General features: G+C 59.3%; 25 protein-coding genes. 23 read left to right on the forward strand and 2 right to left on the reverse strand.

Annotated features, from left to right (window positions below; translation table 11 throughout):
- Positions 1-2: 2 nt before the first annotated feature.
- The 20 genes from LDN84_RS04760 to LDN84_RS04855 all read left to right on the forward strand — a co-directional run bounded on the left by LDN84_RS04760 (position 3) and on the right by LDN84_RS04855 (position 16,583).
- Positions 3-995 carry an aromatic/alkene monooxygenase hydroxylase subunit beta gene (locus LDN84_RS04760; RefSeq protein ID WP_223909227.1) on the forward strand — a complete coding sequence of 331 codons (993 nt, stop codon included), beginning with the start codon at positions 3-5 and terminating at the stop codon, positions 993-995.
- Between the two features lie 19 nt (positions 996-1,014).
- The gene (locus LDN84_RS04765) at positions 1,015-1,284 is read left to right on the forward strand and encodes an MmoB/DmpM family protein (RefSeq protein WP_223909230.1); all 270 of its coding nucleotides are present in this window, start codon (positions 1,015-1,017) and stop codon (positions 1,282-1,284) included.
- 60 nt (positions 1,285-1,344) lie between these two features.
- A complete protein-coding gene (locus tag LDN84_RS04770) occupies positions 1,345-2,895 on the forward strand; it encodes an aromatic/alkene/methane monooxygenase hydroxylase/oxygenase subunit alpha (protein ID WP_223909232.1) in 1,551 nt (516 codons plus the stop codon).
- 26 nt (positions 2,896-2,921) lie between these two features.
- Entirely contained in the window at positions 2,922-3,278 is a 357-nt protein-coding gene (locus LDN84_RS04775; protein ID WP_223909235.1) for a phenol hydroxylase subunit P4, read from the forward strand.
- A 16-nt stretch (positions 3,279-3,294) separates the two neighbouring features.
- A complete protein-coding gene (locus LDN84_RS04780; RefSeq protein WP_223909238.1) occupies positions 3,295-4,368 on the forward strand; it encodes an NADH:ubiquinone reductase (Na(+)-transporting) subunit F in 1,074 nt (357 codons plus the stop codon).
- 4 nt (positions 4,369-4,372) lie between these two features.
- Positions 4,373-4,714, forward strand: coding sequence for a 2Fe-2S iron-sulfur cluster-binding protein (locus LDN84_RS04785; protein ID WP_223909240.1), 342 nt, complete (start codon positions 4,373-4,375; stop codon positions 4,712-4,714).
- Positions 4,715-4,735: 21 nt separating this feature from the next.
- Complete coding sequence (locus tag LDN84_RS04790; RefSeq protein WP_223909244.1) at positions 4,736-5,662, forward strand: catechol 2,3-dioxygenase; 927 nt, start codon at positions 4,736-4,738, stop codon at positions 5,660-5,662.
- Between the two features lie 30 nt (positions 5,663-5,692).
- Positions 5,693-6,142 carry a GlcG/HbpS family heme-binding protein gene (locus LDN84_RS04795; RefSeq protein WP_223909247.1) on the forward strand — a complete coding sequence of 150 codons (450 nt, stop codon included), beginning with the start codon at positions 5,693-5,695 and terminating at the stop codon, positions 6,140-6,142.
- A gap of 97 nt (positions 6,143-6,239) precedes the next feature.
- The gene (locus LDN84_RS04800) at positions 6,240-7,700 is read left to right on the forward strand and encodes a 2-hydroxymuconic semialdehyde dehydrogenase (protein WP_223909249.1); all 1,461 of its coding nucleotides are present in this window, start codon (positions 6,240-6,242) and stop codon (positions 7,698-7,700) included.
- Positions 7,701-7,710: 10 nt separating this feature from the next.
- Positions 7,711-8,562, forward strand: coding sequence for an alpha/beta fold hydrolase (locus tag LDN84_RS04805; RefSeq protein WP_223909252.1), 852 nt, complete (start codon positions 7,711-7,713; stop codon positions 8,560-8,562).
- Positions 8,563-8,670: 108 nt separating this feature from the next.
- Positions 8,671-9,453: a 2-oxopent-4-enoate hydratase gene (gene dmpE, locus LDN84_RS04810; RefSeq protein ID WP_223909256.1), complete on the forward strand. Its 783-nt coding sequence runs from the start codon at positions 8,671-8,673 to the stop codon at positions 9,451-9,453.
- A 12-nt stretch (positions 9,454-9,465) separates the two neighbouring features.
- Entirely contained in the window at positions 9,466-10,056 is a 591-nt protein-coding gene (locus LDN84_RS04815; protein ID WP_223909258.1) for an antibiotic biosynthesis monooxygenase, read from the forward strand.
- 10 nt (positions 10,057-10,066) lie between these two features.
- Positions 10,067-10,861: an SDR family NAD(P)-dependent oxidoreductase gene (locus LDN84_RS04820; protein ID WP_223909260.1), complete on the forward strand. Its 795-nt coding sequence runs from the start codon at positions 10,067-10,069 to the stop codon at positions 10,859-10,861.
- 21 nt (positions 10,862-10,882) lie between these two features.
- Complete coding sequence (locus tag LDN84_RS04825; protein ID WP_223909261.1) at positions 10,883-11,794, forward strand: acetaldehyde dehydrogenase (acetylating); 912 nt, start codon at positions 10,883-10,885, stop codon at positions 11,792-11,794.
- A 20-nt stretch (positions 11,795-11,814) separates the two neighbouring features.
- Positions 11,815-12,840 (forward strand): 4-hydroxy-2-oxovalerate aldolase, encoded by a 1,026-nt coding sequence (gene dmpG / locus LDN84_RS04830; RefSeq protein WP_223909262.1) that lies wholly within the window; start codon positions 11,815-11,817, stop codon positions 12,838-12,840.
- Positions 12,841-12,852: 12 nt separating this feature from the next.
- Positions 12,853-13,641 (forward strand): 2-oxo-3-hexenedioate decarboxylase, encoded by a 789-nt coding sequence (dmpH, locus tag LDN84_RS04835; RefSeq protein WP_223909263.1) that lies wholly within the window; start codon positions 12,853-12,855, stop codon positions 13,639-13,641.
- A gap of 24 nt (positions 13,642-13,665) precedes the next feature.
- On the forward strand, positions 13,666-13,857 hold the full coding sequence (gene thmT / locus LDN84_RS04840; protein WP_223909264.1) for a 2-hydroxymuconate tautomerase: 192 nt from the start codon (positions 13,666-13,668) through the stop codon (positions 13,855-13,857).
- 539 nt (positions 13,858-14,396) lie between these two features.
- Positions 14,397-16,076, forward strand: a complete 1,680-nt coding sequence (locus LDN84_RS04845) for a methyl-accepting chemotaxis protein (RefSeq protein WP_276572418.1) — start codon at positions 14,397-14,399, stop codon at positions 16,074-16,076.
- A gap of 167 nt (positions 16,077-16,243) precedes the next feature.
- Positions 16,244-16,453, forward strand: a complete 210-nt coding sequence (locus LDN84_RS04850) for a hypothetical protein (protein ID WP_223909265.1) — start codon at positions 16,244-16,246, stop codon at positions 16,451-16,453.
- Complete coding sequence (locus LDN84_RS04855; protein WP_223909267.1) at positions 16,437-16,583, forward strand: tautomerase family protein; 147 nt, start codon at positions 16,437-16,439, stop codon at positions 16,581-16,583. Before LDN84_RS04850 ends, LDN84_RS04855 begins: the two co-directional genes overlap by 17 nt.
- Positions 16,584-16,737: 154 nt before the next feature.
- Here the strand turns inward: LDN84_RS04855 and LDN84_RS04860 are convergent, their stop codons facing one another.
- Positions 16,738-16,968, reverse strand: coding sequence for a hypothetical protein (locus LDN84_RS04860; RefSeq protein ID WP_223909272.1), 231 nt, complete (start codon positions 16,966-16,968; stop codon positions 16,738-16,740).
- A 63-nt stretch (positions 16,969-17,031) separates the two neighbouring features.
- Between LDN84_RS04860 and LDN84_RS04865 the strand changes: the two genes are divergently transcribed.
- Both LDN84_RS04865 and LDN84_RS04870 read left to right on the forward strand, forming a co-directional pair.
- Positions 17,032-17,364 carry a hypothetical protein gene (locus tag LDN84_RS04865; RefSeq protein WP_223909274.1) on the forward strand — a complete coding sequence of 111 codons (333 nt, stop codon included), beginning with the start codon at positions 17,032-17,034 and terminating at the stop codon, positions 17,362-17,364.
- Positions 17,365-17,463: 99 nt separating this feature from the next.
- Complete coding sequence (locus tag LDN84_RS04870; RefSeq protein ID WP_223909275.1) at positions 17,464-17,709, forward strand: hypothetical protein; 246 nt, start codon at positions 17,464-17,466, stop codon at positions 17,707-17,709.
- Here the strand turns inward: LDN84_RS04870 and LDN84_RS04875 are convergent.
- Positions 17,706-17,849: a hypothetical protein gene (locus LDN84_RS04875; protein WP_223909276.1), complete on the reverse strand. Its 144-nt coding sequence runs from the start codon at positions 17,847-17,849 to the stop codon at positions 17,706-17,708. The genes LDN84_RS04870 and LDN84_RS04875 overlap by 4 nt on opposite strands.
- A 179-nt stretch (positions 17,850-18,028) precedes the next feature.
- Between LDN84_RS04875 and LDN84_RS04880 the strand changes: the two genes are divergently transcribed.
- Positions 18,029-18,643, forward strand: a complete 615-nt coding sequence (locus LDN84_RS04880; RefSeq protein ID WP_223909278.1) for a TetR/AcrR family transcriptional regulator — start codon at positions 18,029-18,031, stop codon at positions 18,641-18,643.
- Positions 18,644-18,658 lie beyond the last annotated feature (15 nt).

An 18,658-nucleotide genomic window follows, 5' to 3' on the forward strand; every position in this document is an offset into this window, starting at 1 on the left:
ACATGCACATTGATCTACGCACCGTCAACATCGAGCCCCTGCGGCAGACGTTTGACCACATTGCCGCACGTATTGGCCCCAACAAGCCAGCATCACGCTACCTGGAAGGCACGATGGACGTGCAGGCCGCAGCCAACTACCACTACCGCCCCACCTGGGACCCCGAGCACGAGATTTTTGATGCCACGCGCACCGCCATCACCATGAAAGACTGGTATGCGCTGAAAGACCCGCGCCAGTTGTATTACGGCTCTTACACCGCTTCTCGCGCCCGTATGCAGGAAACCACCGAGGCCGACTTTGAGTTTGTTGAAACCCGTGGTTTGGCCGAGGTGTATGACGAAACCGCCCGCCGCACCGCGCTGGACTTCTACATTCCGCTGCGCCACGTGGCCTGGGGAGCCAACATGAACGGCGCCTCGATGTGTGCTTACGGTTTTGGCACAGCCATCACCCAGCCCTGCCTGTACCAGGGCATGGACCAACTTGGCGTGGCGCAGTACCTGACCCGCATGGGCCTGGTGCTGGGCGATGAATCCGAAGTACAGGCCGCCAAACAAGCCTGGATGGACGCGCCCCAATGGCAGGAACTGCGCCGCTATGTGGAAGACACGCTGGTCATCAAGGACTGGTTTGAGATGTTTGTCGCCCAGCATGTGGCGCTGGATGCCATGCTGTTTGGCCTGGCCTACAAAGAAGTGGATCAGGCGCTCAACGACAAAGCCGGGCCCACCGTGTCCCTGCTGACACGTTTTCAGACCGAGCTGCTGGAAGACAGCAGCAAGTGGGTCGATGCCTGTTTGAAAACCGCCGCCGCCGAGAACCACGAGAACAAGGCACAGTTGCAAGAGTGGATTGCCCACTGGCGTGGCCGTGCCGCGCAAGCATTGCAACCCTTGGCACAGCAAGCGCTCGGCGCTGATGCTGATGCCGCTTTGGCCCGCGTGTCGGCCCGACTCGATGCCCGCCTGGTCAAGGCCGGGCTGCTGGCCTGAACACCCCTGGAGCAACACCATGTCCAACGTATTTATTGCCTTTCAAAGAAACGAAGAAACCCGCAGCATTGTGGATGCCATCCTGGCCGACAACCCTGAGGCGGTGGTCAACATGCAACCCGCCATGGTCAGGATCGACGCGCCCAACACGATGGTGATCCGCCGCAGCACGGTGGAGGAGCAGATGGGTCGCCCCTTCGACTTGCAGGAGTTACACGTCAACCTGATCACGCTCACCGGCCACATCGACGAGACCGAAGACGAGTTCACGCTGAGCTGGAAACACTGAGCCCGCTCACGCCAATCCCTCATTCCTACCCAAGCCCCCAAGCTAAAACGGAGACAACTCATGGACATGAAAGTCAAACAGAAAAAGCTCAACCTGAAAGATCGCTACAACCTGATGACGCGCGATCTGGACTGGGAGCCAAGCTACCAAAAGAAGAGCGACATCTTCCCCTACCTCGCGTATGAGGGCATCAAGATTCACGACTGGAGCAAGTTTGAAGACCCGTTCCGCCTGACGATGGACGCCTACTGGAAATACCAGGCCGAGAAAGAGAAAAAGCTCTACGCCATCATCGACGCGTTCAACCAGAACAACGGCCACTTGCAGGTGACCGATGCGCGCTACATCAACGCGCTCAAGCTGTTCCTCACCGGCGTGTCGCCGCTCGAATACATGGCGCACCGGGGCTTTGCCCATGTGGGTCGGCAGTTGGGTGGTGCTGGGCCGCGCGTGGCCTGCCTGATGCAGTCGCTGGATGAAATTCGCCACTCGCAGACGCAGATTCACTCGATGTCGAACTACAACAAGTTCTACAACGGCTTCCAGAATTTCCGCCACCAGCATGACCGCGTGTGGTACCTGTCGGTGCCCAAGTCGTTCTTTGACGATGCGGTCACCGCCGGGCCGTTTGAGTTCATGGTGTCGATTGGTTTTGCGTTTGAATACGTGCTGACCAACCTGTTGTTTGTGCCTTTCGTTTCAGGCGCAGCCTACAACGGCGACATGGCGGCCATGGCCTTTGGCTTCTCGGCACAAAGTGACGAAGCCCGCCACATGACGCTGGGCCTGGAGATGATCAAGTTCATCCTGGAGCAAGACCCGGACAACCTGCCCATCGTGCAGCGCTGGATCGACAAGTGGTTCTGGCGCGGCTACCGCGTGCTGACCTTGGTGGCCATGATGATGGACTACATGTTGCCCAAGCGCGTGATGAGCTGGAAAGAAGCCTGGGAAACCTATGCCGAGCAAAACGGCGGTGCCCTGTTTGCCGACCTGGCCCGCTACGGCATCACCGTGCCCGCCGGTTGGACACAGGCCTGCAAGGACAAGGACCACATTTCGCACCAGGCCTGGGCTACCTTCTACAACTACGGCGCAGCCGCACCGTTCCACACCTGGACACCGTCCGAGTCAGAAATGGAATGGTTGTCAGCCAAGTACCCCGACACTTTCGACAAGTACTACCGGCCACGTTTTGAGCACTGGGCCAAAGAGGCGGCAGAAGGCAAGCGCTTCTACAACACCACGTTGCCGATGCTGTGCCAGACCTGCCAGATTCCGATGGTCTTCACCGAGCCGGACGACCCGACCAAGATCGCCTACCGCGAGTCCGACTACAGCGGCATGAAGTACCACTTTTGCTCTGATGGCTGCAAAGGCATCTTCGACCATGAGCCCGAGAAATACATCCAGGCCTGGATGCCGGTGCACCAGATCTACCAAGGCAACTGCTTCACCCCCGAGGCAGACCCGAGCGCCCCTGACTTCAACCCGCTGGCCGAAGTGCTCAAGTGGTACCGCATGGAAATGGGCCGCGACAACCTCGACTTTGAAGGCTCGCAAGACCAGAAAAACTTCAAGGCCTGGCGCGATCTGGCCACCGCCAACTGAGCCCCATTGCAGGAGACACATTCATCATGACAACGACTTCCGTTCGCCCCTATCCCCACATCCAGAAGGACACCGTGGACAAGTTCCCGGCCCCGCTGCTCTACATCGGCTGGGAAGACCACCTGATGTTCTGCGCACCGTTTTGCCTGCCGCTGCCGCCAACCCTGAAGTTTGGCGACATGCTGGCCGGCCCGCTGCCCGGCGTGTTTGGCGCTCACCCCGACTTTGCCAAGATCGACTGGAGCGCCGCCGAGTGGTTCAAGTCTGGCAAAGCCTGGAAACCGGATGTCAACAAAACCCTGGCTGAAAACGGCCTGGGCCACAAGGACGTGATCCGCTTTCGCACCCCAGGCCTGCATGGCTTGAACGGTTCGTGCAACTGAGAGGGATGAGGCGCTGATGAGCTATCAACTCACCATCGAGTCGACCGGGCAGGTGCTGGATGTCGAGGACGGTCAAACCATTCTCGACGCGGCCCTGCGTGCTGGCATCTACCTGCCGCACGCCTGCTGCCACGGCCTGTGTGCGACCTGCAAGATTGACGTGACCGACGGTGAAGTCGACCATGGCGCGGCCTCCAACTTTGCGCTGATGGACTATGAGCGCGAAGAAGGCAAGGCGCTGGCCTGCTGTGCCACGCTGGAGTCGGATGTCACCATCAACGCCGAGATCGACGATGAGCCCGATGCCCGCAACCTGCCGGTGCACGACTACAGCGGCACGGTGTCGCGCATCGTTGACCTGACCCCCACCATCAAGGGCATCTGGATCAAGCTGGATGCCGGGCAAAGCCTGGACTTTCAGGCTGGGCAGTACGTCAATCTGGTGGTGCCGGGTGAGGCCCAACGCCGCGCGTTTTCCATTGCCAGTGCACCCTCGGCGCGTGGCGAGATTGAGCTCAATATCCGCCGCGTACCCGGTGGGCGCGCCACCGCATGGATTCACGACGAACTCAAAGTGGGTGATGCGCTGCGTTTCGCCGGCCCCTATGGCCGCTTCTTTGTGCGCCAGACGCAGCATGTGGCAGCCCAACTGCCCTACCTGTTTCTGGCCGGTGGCTCCGGCCTGTCCAGCCCGCGTTCAATGATTCTGGATTTGCTGGCGCAAGGCATCCGCTTGCCCATCACCCTGGTCAACGGCGCACGCAGCCAGGCCGAGCTGTACCACCACGACGAGTTCACCGCGCTGGCCGCACAGCACCCCCAGTTTGACTATGTGCCGGTGCTCTCCAACGAGCCCGAAGACAGTGGCTGGACGGGGGCGCGTGGTTTTGTGCACGACGCGGCCAAGGCGCATTTCAGCAATGACTTTCGCGGGCGCAAAGCCTACCTGTGTGGGCCACCTTTGATGATTGATGCCTGCATCAACACCCTGATGCAGGGGCGCTTGTTTGAGCGCGACATCTACACCGAAAAGTTCATCTCGGCGGCCGACGCACAGCAGGTGCGCAGCCCCTTGTTTCGCAAGCTGTAAAGCCATGGTGATCTACACCGTAACCATTGAAGACGACGGCAGCAGCTACCGCTGCTTTGAGTCTCAAACGCTGCTCGAAGGCATGGAGTCTCTGGGCAAAAAAGGCATTCCGGTGGGCTGCCGTGGCGGCGGCTGCGGGGTCTGCAAGGTGCAGGTGCTGACGGGCAGCTACACCAAGCGGGTCATGAGCCGCGAACACATCAGTGAGTCTGACGAGGCCCAGGGTTGTGTGCTGGCCTGCCGGGTGCGCCCGACCAGCCCGATTGACCTGCGAGTGGTTGGAGCAATGAAAAAAAACGTCTGTCGGGCGGTTGAACCGTCAGGTGTTCCTTCTTTATCAACCTGAAGAAAAACTGGAGACAACAAAATGGCAATGACAGGTGTTTTGCGTCCGGGCCACGCCCAATTACGCGTGCTCGACATGGATGAGTCGGTCAAGTTCTATACCGACGTGATGGGCCTGGTGGAAACCGGCCGTGACGCTTCTGGCCGTGTCTACTTCAAGACCCGCGCCGAGCGTGACCACAACAGCATCGTGCTGCGCCGTGCCGACCGCGCCGGGCTGGATTTTTTCGCCTACAAGGTGCTCAACAAGGCCACACTGGAAGAGCTGGACGGCAAGCTCAAGGCCTATGGTGTGGTGACGGAACGTATTCCCGCGGGCGAGATGCTGGAAACCGGTGAACGGGTGCGTTTCCAGATTCCCACCGGCCACACCATCGAGCTGTATGCCGAGAAAACCGACGTGGGCAACGGCATGACTTACAACGACCCCGAGGTGGATGTGGTCGATGGCAAGGGCATCCGCCCGATCCGTATGGACCACGCGCTGCTCTACGGCGGCGACATTGATGGCTCACGCAAGCTGTTTGAAGAAGTGCTGGGCTTTAACCTGGTGGAGCGTGTCAAGCTCGAAGACGGTGCGACCGACCTGGCGGTCTGGCTGACCTGCAGCGCCAAGGCGCATGACCTGGCCATGGTGCGCCACAGCGAAGACAACAAGTTGCACCACGTGGCCTTTCAGTTGGCCAGCTGGGAGCAGGTGCTGCGCGCCGCCGACATCATGAGCATCAACCGCGTCTCGATTGACATCGGCCCGACACGCCACGGCATCACGCAAGGCACCACCATCTACTTCTTTGACCCGTCGGGTAACCGTCTGGAGACCTTCTGCGGTGGCTACGACCATTACCCGGACAACCACCCCATCACCTGGAGCTGGGAGCACGTAGGCCGCGGCATTTTCTACCACGACCGCAAACTTAACCCGGCTTTCCTGAGCGTATTGACCTGAGACTTCACAAGAAGAAAGAAGTTGGCTTCCATGACACATCCTGATTTGGCTTCATGCAGCGTGGCGCAGCGGGTCATTGATGCGGTGGCGGCCAGTGACGCGGTGCGCGCCAGTGTGGCGCATGCCGCTTCACTGGGCATTCGTATCAACGTGGCGGTGGTGGACTCTGGCGGTAACCTGGCGGCGTTTTTACGCATGCCGGGTGCGTTTTTGCATTCGATCGACATTGCCATCGACAAGGCTTACACCGCGGCCAGCTTTGGCTTGCCCACCAGCCAGTGGCACGCCGCCCTGCAACAGCATTCCGACGCGGTACGCGAAGGTATTGTGCGCAGGCCGCGGTTTGTGGGCTTCGGCGGAGGTTTGCCCATGGTTGAAAACGGTCAACGCATTGGCGGTATCGGTGTCTCGGGTGGCTCCGAGGAGCAGGACGAAGCCTGTGCACAAGCGGGCTTGTCCGCCATTGGATTGAAGAGCTGACTTTCATGGCCCGGGTGGCCACACTGCGGGCCATGAAAGTTATTTCACGTTAACGGCGCAGGGCAAGCCTTGCTGCGCCACTTTTGGAAGTTTGTATATGAAAGACATCAAGAACTTTATCAACGGCCAGTACGTTACCAACGTCAGCGGCAAAACCTATGAGAAACGCAACCCGGTGGACAACTCGCTGATTGGGCTGGTGCATGAAGCTGGTCAGCCCGAGGTGGATGCGGCGGTGGCCGCCGCCCGCGCTGCCTTGCACGGGCCCTGGGGTAAGCTGTCGGTGGTGGAGCGCTGCGCCATGCTGGACGGCCTGGTGGCCGAAATCAACCACCGCTTTGACGACTTCTTGCAGGCTGAGGTGGCCGATACCGGCAAGCCCGCACACCTGGCTTCGCACATCGACATTCCGCGTGGTGCGGCCAACTTCAAAATCTTCACCGACACCATCAAGAATGTGTCCACCGAGTCGTTCGAGATGCGTACGCCCGACGGCAAAACCGCCCGCAGCTATGGCGTGCGTACACCGCGCGGAGTGATTGCCATCATATGCCCGTGGAACCTGCCGCTGCTGCTGATGACCTGGAAGTGCGGCCCGGCCATGGCCTGCGGCAACACCGTGGTGGTGAAGCCGTCCGAGGCCACGCCCAGCACCGCCACACTCTTGGGCGAGGTGATGAACAAGGTGGGTGTGCCACCCGGTGTCTACAACGTGGTGAACGGCTTTGGGGTCAATTCCGCAGGTTCCTTCCTGACCGCCCACCCCGGTGTCAACGGCATCACCTTCACGGGTGAGACCAAAACCGGTACCGCCATCATGAAGGCCGCCGCCGACGGCATTCGCCCGGTGTCCTTGGAGCTGGGGGGCAAAAACGCCGCGGTGGTGTTTGCCGATTGCGACTTTGACAATGCCATCGCCACCGTGACCCGCTCGGTGTTCGAGAACTGCGGCCAGGTCTGTCTGGGTACCGAGCGTGTCTATGTGGAGCGGCCGATTTTTGACAAATTCGTCGCCGCGCTCAAAGTCAAGGCCGAGGGCATGAAGCCTGGCCGCCCGTTTGACCATGACACCAAGATTGGCCCGCTGGTCAGCAAAATCCACCAGAAAAAAGTGCTGTCTTACTACGCCCGTGCCAAGGAGGAGGGCGCGACCATCGTCTTTGGTGGTGGTGTGCCTGACATGCCTGACGATTTGAAAGACGGCTGCTGGGTCGAGCCCACCATCTGGACCGGCCTGCCCGAAACCGCCAGTGTGGTGCGCGAAGAAATCTTTGGCCCCTGCTGCCACATCCAACCTTTTGACACCGAAGAAGAAGCGGTTCGCATGGCCAATGACACCAAGTACGGTCTGGCCACCTCCATCTACACCCAGGACATCAGCCGTGCCAGTCGTGTGGCCACACAAATTGAGGTGGGCCTGTGCTGGATCAACAGCTGGTTCCTGCGCGACCTGCGCACGCCGTTTGGGGGCTCCAAACAATCCGGCATCGGGCGTGAAGGTGGGTTGCACTCACTGGAGTTCTACACCGAGTTGCGCAATGTGATGGTCAAGTACTGAGCCCAGAGCCATGACACAGAACCCTGAAATCGGCCGCTCCATCGTCACGGGTGGTTTTGCCACCAACCTGCACGATGTCGGCAGCGGTGCACCGGTGCTGCTGATCCACGGCTCCGGCCCCGGTGTCAGTGCCTGGGCCAACTGGCGGCTGCTGTTGCCGGTGCTGTCACAAACCCGCCGGGTGATTGCGCCCGACATGCGTGGCTTTGGCTTTACCCAGCGCCCCATTGACCCGGCAGACTCTAGCGCCTACAGCATGGCCGCTTGGGTGCAGCAGGCGGTGGATGTGCTGGACGCGCTGAACATCGCGCAGGCCGATCTGGTGGGCAATTCGTTTGGCGGTGCGCTGGCCCTGGCGCTGGCCATCAAGCACCCCAAGCGTGTTCGCCGCCTGGTGTTGATGGGCAGCGTGGGTGTGCCGTTTGCCATCACCCCCGGGCTGGATGCGGTGTGGGGCTACACACCGTCCATCGACCACATGCGGGCCTTGCTCGACATCTTTGCCTTCAGTCGTGCGCTGGTGACCGACGAGTTGGCGCAGTTGCGTTACCAGGCCAGCATCCAGCCCGGGTTTCAGGAGGCCTTTGCCGCCATGTTCCCGGCCCCGCGCCAGCGTTGGGTGGATGCCATGACCAGCCCCGAGGCGGCCATTCGCGCCTTGCCCCATGAGACGCTGGTGGTGCACGGGCGCGAAGACCAGGTCATTCCGCTGGCCAACTCTCTGACCCTGGCGCAGTGGATACCGCAGGCCCAGTTGCATGTGTTTGGCCTGTGTGGCCACTGGACGCAGATTGAACATGCGGCGCGTTTTGCCCGGCTGGTGGAGAACTTCCTGGCAGAAGCGGATGCCAAGGCTGCTTGATGGTCACCCAAAACACTACTATTTTTATAGCTTTTTGCGCTTGTGTAATAAGCGCCAGAGGCCTAAAACACTCTTATTTTTAACTTCATACACAGGATGGATACCGCCATGGATACCCAATTGATCAACACCCTGGGCGACGAGCTTTACCACGCCATGAGCACCCAGACCGTGGTGGACCCGCTCACCACACGTTACCCCGGCATCACCATCGAGAACGCGTACCACATCCAGCAGCGCATGTTGTCTCGCCGCTTGAGCGCCGGTGAACGCATCGTTGGCAAAAAGATTGGCGTGACCTCTGCCGCCGTCATGAACATGCTGGGCGTTTACCAGCCCGACTTTGGTTACCTGTTGGACGGCATGATCTACAACGAAGGCCAGTCGATTGACGCGGCCACGCTGATCCAGCCCAAGGCCGAGGGCGAGATTGCCTTCATCCTGAAAAAAGACCTGATGGGCCCCGGCATCAGCAATGCCGACGTGCTGGCCGCCACCGAGTGTGTGATGCCGTGTTTTGAGATTGTGGACAGCCGCATCCGCGACTGGAAGATCAAGATTCAGGACACCGTGGCCGACAACGCCTCGTGTGGCGTGTTTGTGCTGGGTGACCGCGCCGTAGACCCGCGCCGCATCGACCTGTCCACCTGCGGCATGGTGCTGGAGAAAAACGGCGAAATCATCGGCACTGGCGCGGGCGCTGCTGCCCTGGGCTCCCCGGTGAACGCCGTAGCCTGGCTGGCCAACACTCTGGGTCGCCTAGGCATTGGCATGAAGGCCGGTGAAGTGATCCTGTCCGGCGCGCTGGCGGCCATGGCCCCGGCCAAGGCTGGTGACAACTTCCGCGTGTCGATTGGCGGCCTGGGCTCTTGCTCGGTGCGTTTTCACTAGGGCAGGCAAGTCATGGCAGAAGCGACGCTCGACAAACCCGCTGGCGCGGTCACGGTGCTGGTCACGCGCCGGGTCAAGGCCGGGCACGAGGCGGCGTTTGAGCGCACGTCGGGCGACATGACCGCCGCCGCCAGCGCCTTCCCTGGTTACCTGGGTGGGCAACTGATCCGCCCCGAGGCCGAAGAAGGCAGTGACGACCCCGCGCTCTACCACGTGGTGTTTGCCTTTGACAGCGCGGAGCACCTGCAGGGCTGGCAACAGTCGCCCACCCGCTCACTCGGGCTGGCGGCGATTGCGCCACACATTGAGAGCCAAACGGTGCGCCAGGTCAGTGGCTTGGGCTACTGGTTTGCGGCACCGGTGGGGCCCAAACAGAACCCGCCGCCGCGCTGGAAAGTGGCGGTGGTCACCTGGCTGGGCATTTTTCCGACGGTGTATGTCTTGTTTCTGACTGTGGCCCCGTTTCTGGCCGACTGGCCCTTGCTGCCACGGGTGATGCTGCTGACAGCGCTGGTGGTTTTACTCATGACCTGGCTGGTGGCCCCGCAACTGACCCGTTGGCTCAAGCCTTGGCTGTACCCGGCGGTGCGCCAGGTTTCATAAGGAATCCAAGATGGATCTTCAACTCACAGGCAAGCGGGCGCTGGTCACCGGTTCAACTTCCGGCATTGGCTGGGCCACGGCGCGTGAACTGGCGGCCGAGGGGGCCCATGTGATCCTCAATGGCCGCGACCCGGCCCGCTTGGCCAGCGCGGTGGCGCGTATTCAGTCCGAGCTGCCAGAGGCCGTGGTGGATGGTGTGTTGGCCGACCTGTCATCCGCCGCTGGTTGCCAGCGCCTGCTGGATGCCGCAGGCGAAGTCGACATTCTGGTCAACAACCTGGGCATTTTTGAGCCCAAAGCCTTCGAGCAGATCACCGACGAAGACTGGCTGCGCTTTTTTGAAGTCAACCTGCTCAGTGGCGTGCGTCTGGCGCGCCACCACCTGCCACGCATGAAGGCGCGCGGCTGGGGTCGCATGGTGTTTATCTCCAGCGAGTCGGGCATCTGTCCGCCCGCCGAGATGGTGCACTACGGCATGACCAAGTCGGCGCAGTTGTCGGTGTCACGCGGTTTGGCGGAAACCTGTGTTGGCACCGGTGTCTCGGTGAATGCCGTGCTGCCAGGCCCCACGCGCACCGAAGGCGTGGGCGATTTCTTTGCCAAGCTGGCGCGTGAGGCGGGCCAGACGCTGGCCGATGCCGAACGGGATTTCTTCCAGCACGCCCGCCCGACCTCGCTCTTGCAACGCTTTATTGAACCGGCTGAGGTCGCGGCCATGGTCACTTATGTCTGCAGTCCGCGTTCTGCCGCCACCAACGGTGCCGCCCTGCGCGTCGAAGGTGGCGTGGTGCGCTCTCTTATTTAACTTTTTACCTACGGAGTCTTCATGAAAAAAATCAAATGCGCCCTGATCGGGCCCGGCAACATCGGCACCGACCTGCTGGCCAAATTACAACGCAGCCCGGTGCTGGAACCGGTCTGGATGGTCGGCATCGACCCCAATTCCGACGGCCTCAAACGCGCCCGCGAGATGGGCATCAAAACCACCGCCGAGGGTGTGGACGGTCTGGTGCCCCACATGGTGGCTGACGGTGTGCAAATCGTCTTTGATGCCACCAGCGCCTATGTGCACGCAGAAAACAGCCGCAAGGTCAACGCCCTGGGGGCGCTGATGATCGACCTGACCCCCGCCGCCATCGGCCCGTTTTGTGTGCCGCCGGTAAACCTGATTGCCCACGTGGGCAAAGGCGAGATGAATGTCAACATGGTCACCTGCGGTGGCCAGGCCACGATCCCGATGGTGGCCGCAGTGAGCCGGGTGCAGCCGGTGGCCTATGGCGAAATTGTCGCCACCGTGTCGAGCAAATCCGCTGGCCCCGGCACCCGCAAGAACATTGACGAATTCACCCGCACCACCGCCAGTGCGGTGGAAAAGGTGGGCGGCGCCAAAAAAGGCAAAGCCATCATCATCCTGAACCCGGCCGAGCCACCACTGATCATGCGCGACACCGTGCATTGCCTGACCGAGACCGAACCCGACCAGACCAAGATCACCGAATCGATCCACGCCATGATCAAGGAAGTGCAAAAGTACGTGCCCGGTTACAAGCTGGTCAACGGCCCGGTGTTTGACGGTAACCGCGTCTCCGTCTTCCTGGAAGTCGAAGGCCTGGGCGACTACCTGCCCAAGTACGCCGGCAACCTCGACATCATGACCGCCGCTGCCGCCCGCACGGCGGAAATGTTTGCTGAAGAAATCATCGCGGGCCGCTTGACGCTCAAAGCCGTACAAGCCTGACCCCATCCTGGAGAACAACCATGACACAAGCCAAAAAAATCACCCTGCACGACATGACCCTGCGCGACGGCATGCACCCCAAGCGCCACCTGATGACGCTGGAGCAGATGAAAACCATTGCCTGCGGGCTGGATGCAGCGGGCATTCCGCTGATCGAAGTCACCCACGGCGACGGCCTGGGCGGCTCCTCCGTCAACTACGGCTTTCCGGCGCACACCGACGAGGAATACCTGGGCGCGGTGATTCCGCTGATGAAACAGGCCAAAATTTCGGCACTGCTGCTGCCCGGCATCGGCACCGTCGACCATTTGCTGATGGCCAAAGACCTCGGCGTGAACACCATCCGTGTCGCCACCCACTGCACCGAGGCCGATGTGTCCGAGCAGCACATCACCAAGGCGCGTGCGCTGGGTATGGACACCGTGGGCTTTTTGATGATGGCGCACATGGCCAGCCCGGAAAAACTGGTCAGCCAGGCGCTGCTGATGGAAGGTTATGGGGCCAACTGCATCTACGTGACAGACTCGGCTGGCCACCTGCTGCCAGACGGTGTCAAGGCCCGCCTGAGCGCGGTGCGTGCCGCCCTCAAACCCGAGACCGAGCTGGGTTTCCACGGTCACCACAACCTGGCCATGGGTGTGGCCAACTCGATTGCCGCCATTGAAGTCGGGGCCACCCGCATCGACGCGGCAGCCGCTGGCCTGGGCGCGGGCGCGGGCAACACGCCGATGGAAGTGCTGGTGGCGGTGCTGGACCTGATGGGCATTGCCACCGGCGTGGACGTGTACAAGATTCAGGACGTGGCCGAAGATTTGGTGGTGCCGATCATGGACTTCCCGATTCGTATCGACCGCGACGCACTCACGCTGGGCTACGCCGGGGTCTATGGCTCCTTCCTGCTGTTTGCCAAACGGGCTGAGAAGAAATACGGCGTGAGCGCCCGTGACATCCTGGTCGAAATGGGCCGCCGTGGAATGGTCGGCGGGCAGGAAGACATGATTGAAGACACCGCCATGACGCTCGCTCGCGCACGCAGCAAAGCCTAAGCAAGGAACCCCATGAAACTCGATACACAAACCATCCACGCGCTGGCCGACCGGCTGGAAAACTGCCAGTTGCAGCAACAAGACACCACCAAAATCACCGACGACCACCCTGACATGGACTGGGACGATGCCTACGCCATTCAGGACGAAATTCGCCGCCGCAAAGTGGCCCGTGGCCTGCGCGTGATTGGCCTCAAATCTGGCCTGACTTCCCACGCCAAGATGAAACAAATGGGCGTCAACTCCCCGGTGTTTGGCTTCATGACCGACGACTATGCCGTGCCCGATGGCGGCGAATGCAAGGTCAGTGAACTGATCCACCCCAAGGTCGAGCCCGAGATTGCCTTCGTCACCAAAACCGAATTACGCGGCCCCGGCTGCCACATCGGCACGGTGCTGGCGGCCACCGACTTTGTGCTGCCCGGCATTGAGGTCATCGACAGCCGCTACCGCGACTTCAAATTTGACCTGAAAAGCGTGGTGGCCGACAACACCTCGGCAGCACGTTTTGTGGTGGGCGGCCAGCCCATGAACGTCAGCGACTGCGACCTGCGCACCGTAGGTGTGGTGATGGAAAAGAACGGCGTGCCGGTGGCCTTTGGTGCCGGAGCCGCCGTGTTGGGCCACCCGGCGGCCGCCATCGCCGCCCTGGCCAACCACCTGGGCGCTCGCGGTGAATGTATTCCCGCAGGTACGCTGATTTTGTCCGGCGGCATCACCGAAGCCGTGGCCGTGCAAGCCGGTGACAACATCACCCTGCGCGTGCAAGGCATGGGCAGCACCAGCATCCGTTTTGTTTGAACTTCATTTCTCAGGAGAACCCCCATGCCCTTTGCCCAAATCTACATGATTGAAGGCCGCACCGAAGAACAAAAACGCGCCGTCATCGAAAAAGTCAGCGCCGCCCTGGTCGAAGCCACCGGCACCCCGATAGCCAACGTGCGCGTCTGGATTCACGACGTGCCCAAGGAGAATTGGGGCATTGCGGGGGTGAGTGCGAAGGATTTGGGGCGCTGAGGGTTACAAGGAAAATAGGGCTGTAGCGCAGGTTTTATAAGCGTAAGCAGCTATTTATTTTGCAGTTGACTTGCTCTTGGCAAAGTCGCCTCAACCATGGGCCTGTGGAGCAATTGCCTCGCCGTTGGCGCAGTTGCCCCTAACCCATGCGATGGCGACCAGCAGGCCTGCGCCCTGAACACCCGCATTGCCCAACAACTGCCTTTGACAAGCGGCAGCTTCAGAGTCACCAACTTTTCAAACTACTCGGGTGAATCAATTCAAACCTGCTCGCCAATCAGTCGTCATTCGCGCTTGAACTCGCGCTGCATTCTTGTTGGCATCCCTTCGAGAAAACGCTGAATGCTGTGTGAGTTAGCGTGTTGCTCAACTTTCTTTACTTGTGGGCAAAAAGTCGCAAAATTTTGGAGTACAAACGAAGCGATAAGAAATCATCTACCCCATTTTTGATCTCTAACGAGACGTAAAAATGTCAATGAATAGGGGTTGCGCACGATCTATAAAAGGTGTGCCAGCCAGGTTTTACGCAGGAGATGCACGTGAATGAATTTACCTTGCGCCAGAAGTTCGGCTTTGGCATTGTCACGGTCTTGGTGGTGTCACTGATGGTCATGCTGGGGGGACGCTTTCTTTCCAAGGGCGCACGCTTTCACTATCTTGAGCGAGAGCATCTGGCGGCCGTGATGCAAATGAAATTGGAATTGCAACGGGCGACATCAGGTGAATCTGTCGACAAAGGTACCGTGTTCAAGCTGATCGACAAGGCGCAAGCTGCGGCGGTGCAAGCCGATGGTGAGCTTTTTGGTGTCGAACAAACGCTGTTTCGTATATTGGGATTTCGAGACATCATTGAATTGCCGCTCAAAGACTATGCAGAGATGGGCCATATGCGCAAGGTGATTGAGGCTGCTCCTGGGAACGCCATGAGTGCAGAGTTGGTCAAGAGTTTGCAGCCCGATGTGAGTGCAACGCAGGACAATTCGGATCGCTTTGGCCCACTGGTCGTAGAGGCGGTGGCATTTATCAAAATACTGGTGATTTTCCTCAATCTGCTGGGAAGCCTGCTCCTTCTGGCCTCGTTTTGGTTGATACGCCAAGGCGTGCTGGGTCCTCTGAATGAGGCGGTGCAATTGGCACGGCGCATTGCACAGGGCGACCTTCAGGGCGATGTTGTGGCACGCACAACCGACGAAATCGGACTGCTGATGACTTCACTGGCCGAGATGCAAGGAAATCTGGCCAAGATGGTTGCCAATGTGCGCCACAGTGCAGAGAGCTTGCAAATATCCAGCACCGAGATTGCTCAAGGCAACCACGACCTGAGTTCCCGCACCGAAAGCCAAGCCAGTGCTCTGGAACAGACATCCGCGTCTATGGAGGAACTGGGCTCGGCATTCAAACAAAACTCAGACAGTGCCCGACAGGTGAACCAGTTGGCCGTGAACGCCTCGACTGTTGCGGTTCACGGCGGTGAAGTTGTGGCACAAGTCGTCGACACCATGAAGGGCATCAACGATGCATCCCGCAAAATCTCGGAAATCATTGGGGTCATTGATGGCATCGCTTTTCAGACCAACATACTGGCCCTGAATGCTGCAGTGGAGGCCGCAAGGGCGGGCGAACAAGGCCGAGGCTTTGCCGTCGTAGCCAGTGAAGTACGCAGTCTGGCGGGGCGCTCGGCAGATGCCGCCAAGGAGATCAAGAATCTGATCAATGCCAGCGTCGAGCGTGTGGAGCAGGGTACGGTCCTGGTGGATCAGGCGGGAACCACCATGACCGAGGTTGTCACTTCCATACGACGTGTTACAGATCTGGTCAGTGAAATCAGTTCCGCGAGCAGTGAGCAAAGTGCCGGCGTGTCACAGGTTGGTGAGGCAGTTGCTCAAATGGACAAGGCCACCCAGCAAAATGCGGCACTGGTTGAGGAAATGGCCGCGGCAGCCAGTAGTTTGAAATCACAAGCTGAGGAACTGGTTCAGACCGTTGCGGTATTTAATCTTGGTGCCCATCAAAGCACCGTCCAAACTCCGGTTCACTCGGGGACTCCCAAGAGAACACCGTTCAAAGGCGGTGAGCATCGTGCCATCCATGCAGGTTCGGCCGCGCCAAAGCCTGCGGGGAAAAAACCAATGGTGGCCAGGCCTGTGCCGCTACCCAAGCCGGTGACAAGCGCCAAGCCACCAATTGCTGGTGATGATGATCAATGGGAAACCTTTTGACTAGCACCTGGTTTGTGAACTGCAACGTCAACGTCCAAGAGCGTGAAGCAGGTATAGCCCACGATCTTCCCGCTACGCGAGAAACCAAGTTCAATTCCATCGGTTGAAGATTCAAACCCAAGCGTCAGGACGTGATCACATTTGCACTCTCCAACCGTTGCACCGCCATGGTGAGCGCCGGAATGGATGCGAAGCAACTTGATGTTCAGGGCCGTCGCATGAAGCTCACTGCGGATGCACAACGGGAATGCCGACACCTGGATGCTGAGATTCCCGTTGCGGAAAAGCAAGAAAAGCTTGTCAAACAACAAGCTTTGGCAGATGTTCAGGCGCAGCTATTTCGCATGCGCAGGAGTTTTCGTGAACTGGGTTGCTAAGCCGCTTTTCTCTGTATTTTTCAGCGAACAGTTGCCGAAGCCGATCACCAACGTGCGCGTCTGGATTCAGGACGTTCCCAAGGAGAATTGGAGGATTACAGGGGTGAGTGCGAAGGAGTTGGTGCGCTGAGGGTTATGTGAGAAATTTGGCTGTAGCGCTTTTAAATATTGCGCAAGTAGCTATCGAAAGTAAAGCTAAAGATGTGGAATTCGGTCACTTCCGAGCAGAGGCATTGGGTATTTCGACTGTCGTAAAGAGCTACGCGAGAAGAAGGTAGGCATGATCAAACAACTGTCGTCTTGTTTGTAATCTTGCTGGGCTTGTCAAACTCCATTTCCCCATCCCCAACCTTCAGCTTCAATTTGGAGGCGCTCCCCATCAACGCAGATGCCAATTCATCAGCTGGATGAATAACCCGCTCAGGTTCGCTCATTGGGTTTACAAACAATCCGTTTGTAATGCTCGACAGCAACTCTGTAGGAATGGCCGAATCAGTTTCCTTGCGCCACTCCAAACAATGTCAGCGCCGATTGAGTATTGAGCCACCCTGCCCTCGTGGCGCTACCCTGATCTCACTTTGCAGACGCAGTATTTGAGCCAGGTGATTGATGCCGCCCTCACCGAGGGTCTGCGGGCTGAGGCAAGTTACCTGAGCCGCTATGACCAGGCTGAGCAGGCGCTGAAACGGCGGGTCGAAGGCTCCAGCGAGGATTACGCGCGGATCATTCGCTCCATCACCCAAACGCGCAGTGTGTCGGCCAAGTTGAAGAAAACCCACCCGCTGGTTTTTGACGATGTCAGCCGCTCAGAGCGCATCGTGGCGGACATCCTGAGGTCTTTTGAGGTTACGGATGGGGATGAAGATGACGACGGTTTGAGCCCGATCACAACCGTGAAACCCGTCGTTTGAAGAGTCAGATCCAGGTGGAAATGCAAGACCTCAAAGCTCGAACTCAGCCCGGGCTATGACATGGTTCCAACCGGTTGCGGGGCGCTGGAGCACCAGTTCATGATCTCCGACACCCGCTGCGAGCCCAGCCTGTCTGAGGCGATGACGGTGGTGGATGACTTTGACTTGTCCCCTGTGAATGCTGCCAACGCCGTCCTCCAGATCATTGCCGTGGTCAACGATTGGCAGAGCCACTTTCGATCAGTGGGCGTGACCGAGGCCGACATCACCGAAGTTGCAGCCTTGATTGACGCGCCTGATTTGCTGGCGCAGCGGCAATCTTTCAGCGCCGAGGCCTATGCTTAAGCGGGCAAACCCTGGCGCAGGCGCAGTGCTGGGGCCAAGGCGTTTCGTTGAAGCGCTTCTGGCGCAGCAGATTGCGCATGGGCCAGCGCCCACCCTATGACACGTTCCGGCTTTTTGGCCAAGGCGACGCAAGCCGCCATGCGTCAATGATGGCGTAGGGTTATATGAAAAATTGGGCTGTAGCCCTGGGTTTATATGCGCAGGCAGCTATTGAATTTGTAGTTGACTTTAGGGGGCCATCTGTCAGTGCCTCAGTGTTCGTTGTGGAGCCACCGCAATACATTAGTTGCGCATGTTGCACGTTGGGCTAAATTTATGTATGATACTCATCATGCGAAAAACACCCAACATCCGAACCACAGCCAAAGAGGCCTCTCACGAGCGCATCGTGAGTGCGGCTGCCAAAGCCATCCGCCGTAGCGGCTATGACGGCACGGGTGTTGCCGACATCATGAAAGAAGCGGGTCTGACGCATGGCGCTTTCTACGCCCACTTTGCATCCCGCGAAGCCATGTTGGCTGAGGCTGCAGACCGTGCCGGTGCCGAATCCAATGCGCTGGCGGCAAGTGTCATTGCCGCCGTGCCACCAGAGCAGTCCTTACAGGCGCTCATGCAGCTCTATCTCTCGAAAGAGCATCTTGAGAGCATCGAGACCGGTTGCCCGGTTTCGGCACTTGGCTCTGAAATGCCACGCCAGTCGCCTGAGGTGCGTCGTGCAGCCACGTTGCGCATCAAGGAAATGATTGATCTGGTGGCCCGCCAGTTTCCTGACTGGGGGCAGCCCGGCGCACATGAGCGTGCACTGGTGACGGTGGCTACGATGGTTGGCACATTGATGCTGGCCCGCGCTGTCGATGATGCCGCGTTGTCTGATGCGCTGTGCAGCGCAAGCTTGAAAAGCCTCAGCTTGCCGAAAACCGAATCCATCGATTGACGTTTTTTTATTTAA

It is taken from the genome of Rhodoferax lithotrophicus (assembly GCF_019973615.1).
Taxonomy (GTDB): Bacteria; Pseudomonadota; Gammaproteobacteria; order Burkholderiales; family Burkholderiaceae_C; genus Rhodoferax; species Rhodoferax lithotrophicus.

Coding starts and splice junctions, on each gene's coding strand:
- LDN84_RS04800 (WP_223909249.1), top strand. CDS start 6,240: ATGAAAGACATCAAGAACTTTATCAACGGCCAGTACGTTACCAACGTC.
- LDN84_RS04880 (WP_223909278.1), top strand. CDS start 18,029: ATGATACTCATCATGCGAAAAACACCCAACATCCGAACCACAGCCAAA.
- LDN84_RS04805 (WP_223909252.1), top strand. CDS start 7,711: ATGACACAGAACCCTGAAATCGGCCGCTCCATCGTCACGGGTGGTTTT.
- LDN84_RS04795 (WP_223909247.1), top strand. CDS start 5,693: ATGACACATCCTGATTTGGCTTCATGCAGCGTGGCGCAGCGGGTCATT.
- LDN84_RS04825 (WP_223909261.1), top strand. CDS start 10,883: ATGAAAAAAATCAAATGCGCCCTGATCGGGCCCGGCAACATCGGCACC.
- LDN84_RS04785 (WP_223909240.1), top strand. CDS start 4,373: ATGGTGATCTACACCGTAACCATTGAAGACGACGGCAGCAGCTACCGC.
- LDN84_RS04780 (WP_223909238.1), top strand. CDS start 3,295: ATGAGCTATCAACTCACCATCGAGTCGACCGGGCAGGTGCTGGATGTC.
- LDN84_RS04770 (WP_223909232.1), top strand. CDS start 1,345: ATGGACATGAAAGTCAAACAGAAAAAGCTCAACCTGAAAGATCGCTAC.
- dmpH (WP_223909263.1), top strand. CDS start 12,853: ATGAAACTCGATACACAAACCATCCACGCGCTGGCCGACCGGCTGGAA.
- LDN84_RS04850 (WP_223909265.1), top strand. CDS start 16,244: ATGGTGAGCGCCGGAATGGATGCGAAGCAACTTGATGTTCAGGGCCGT.
- LDN84_RS04875 (WP_223909276.1), bottom strand. CDS start 17,849: ATGGCGGCTTGCGTCGCCTTGGCCAAAAAGCCGGAACGTGTCATAGGG.
- LDN84_RS04815 (WP_223909258.1), top strand. CDS start 9,466: ATGGCAGAAGCGACGCTCGACAAACCCGCTGGCGCGGTCACGGTGCTG.
- thmT (WP_223909264.1), top strand. CDS start 13,666: ATGCCCTTTGCCCAAATCTACATGATTGAAGGCCGCACCGAAGAACAA.
- LDN84_RS04775 (WP_223909235.1), top strand. CDS start 2,922: ATGACAACGACTTCCGTTCGCCCCTATCCCCACATCCAGAAGGACACC.
- LDN84_RS04820 (WP_223909260.1), top strand. CDS start 10,067: ATGGATCTTCAACTCACAGGCAAGCGGGCGCTGGTCACCGGTTCAACT.
- dmpE (WP_223909256.1), top strand. CDS start 8,671: ATGGATACCCAATTGATCAACACCCTGGGCGACGAGCTTTACCACGCC.
- LDN84_RS04760 (WP_223909227.1), top strand. CDS start 3: ATGCACATTGATCTACGCACCGTCAACATCGAGCCCCTGCGGCAGACG.
- LDN84_RS04790 (WP_223909244.1), top strand. CDS start 4,736: ATGGCAATGACAGGTGTTTTGCGTCCGGGCCACGCCCAATTACGCGTG.
- LDN84_RS04870 (WP_223909275.1), top strand. CDS start 17,464: ATGATCTCCGACACCCGCTGCGAGCCCAGCCTGTCTGAGGCGATGACG.
- dmpG (WP_223909262.1), top strand. CDS start 11,815: ATGACACAAGCCAAAAAAATCACCCTGCACGACATGACCCTGCGCGAC.
- LDN84_RS04765 (WP_223909230.1), top strand. CDS start 1,015: ATGTCCAACGTATTTATTGCCTTTCAAAGAAACGAAGAAACCCGCAGC.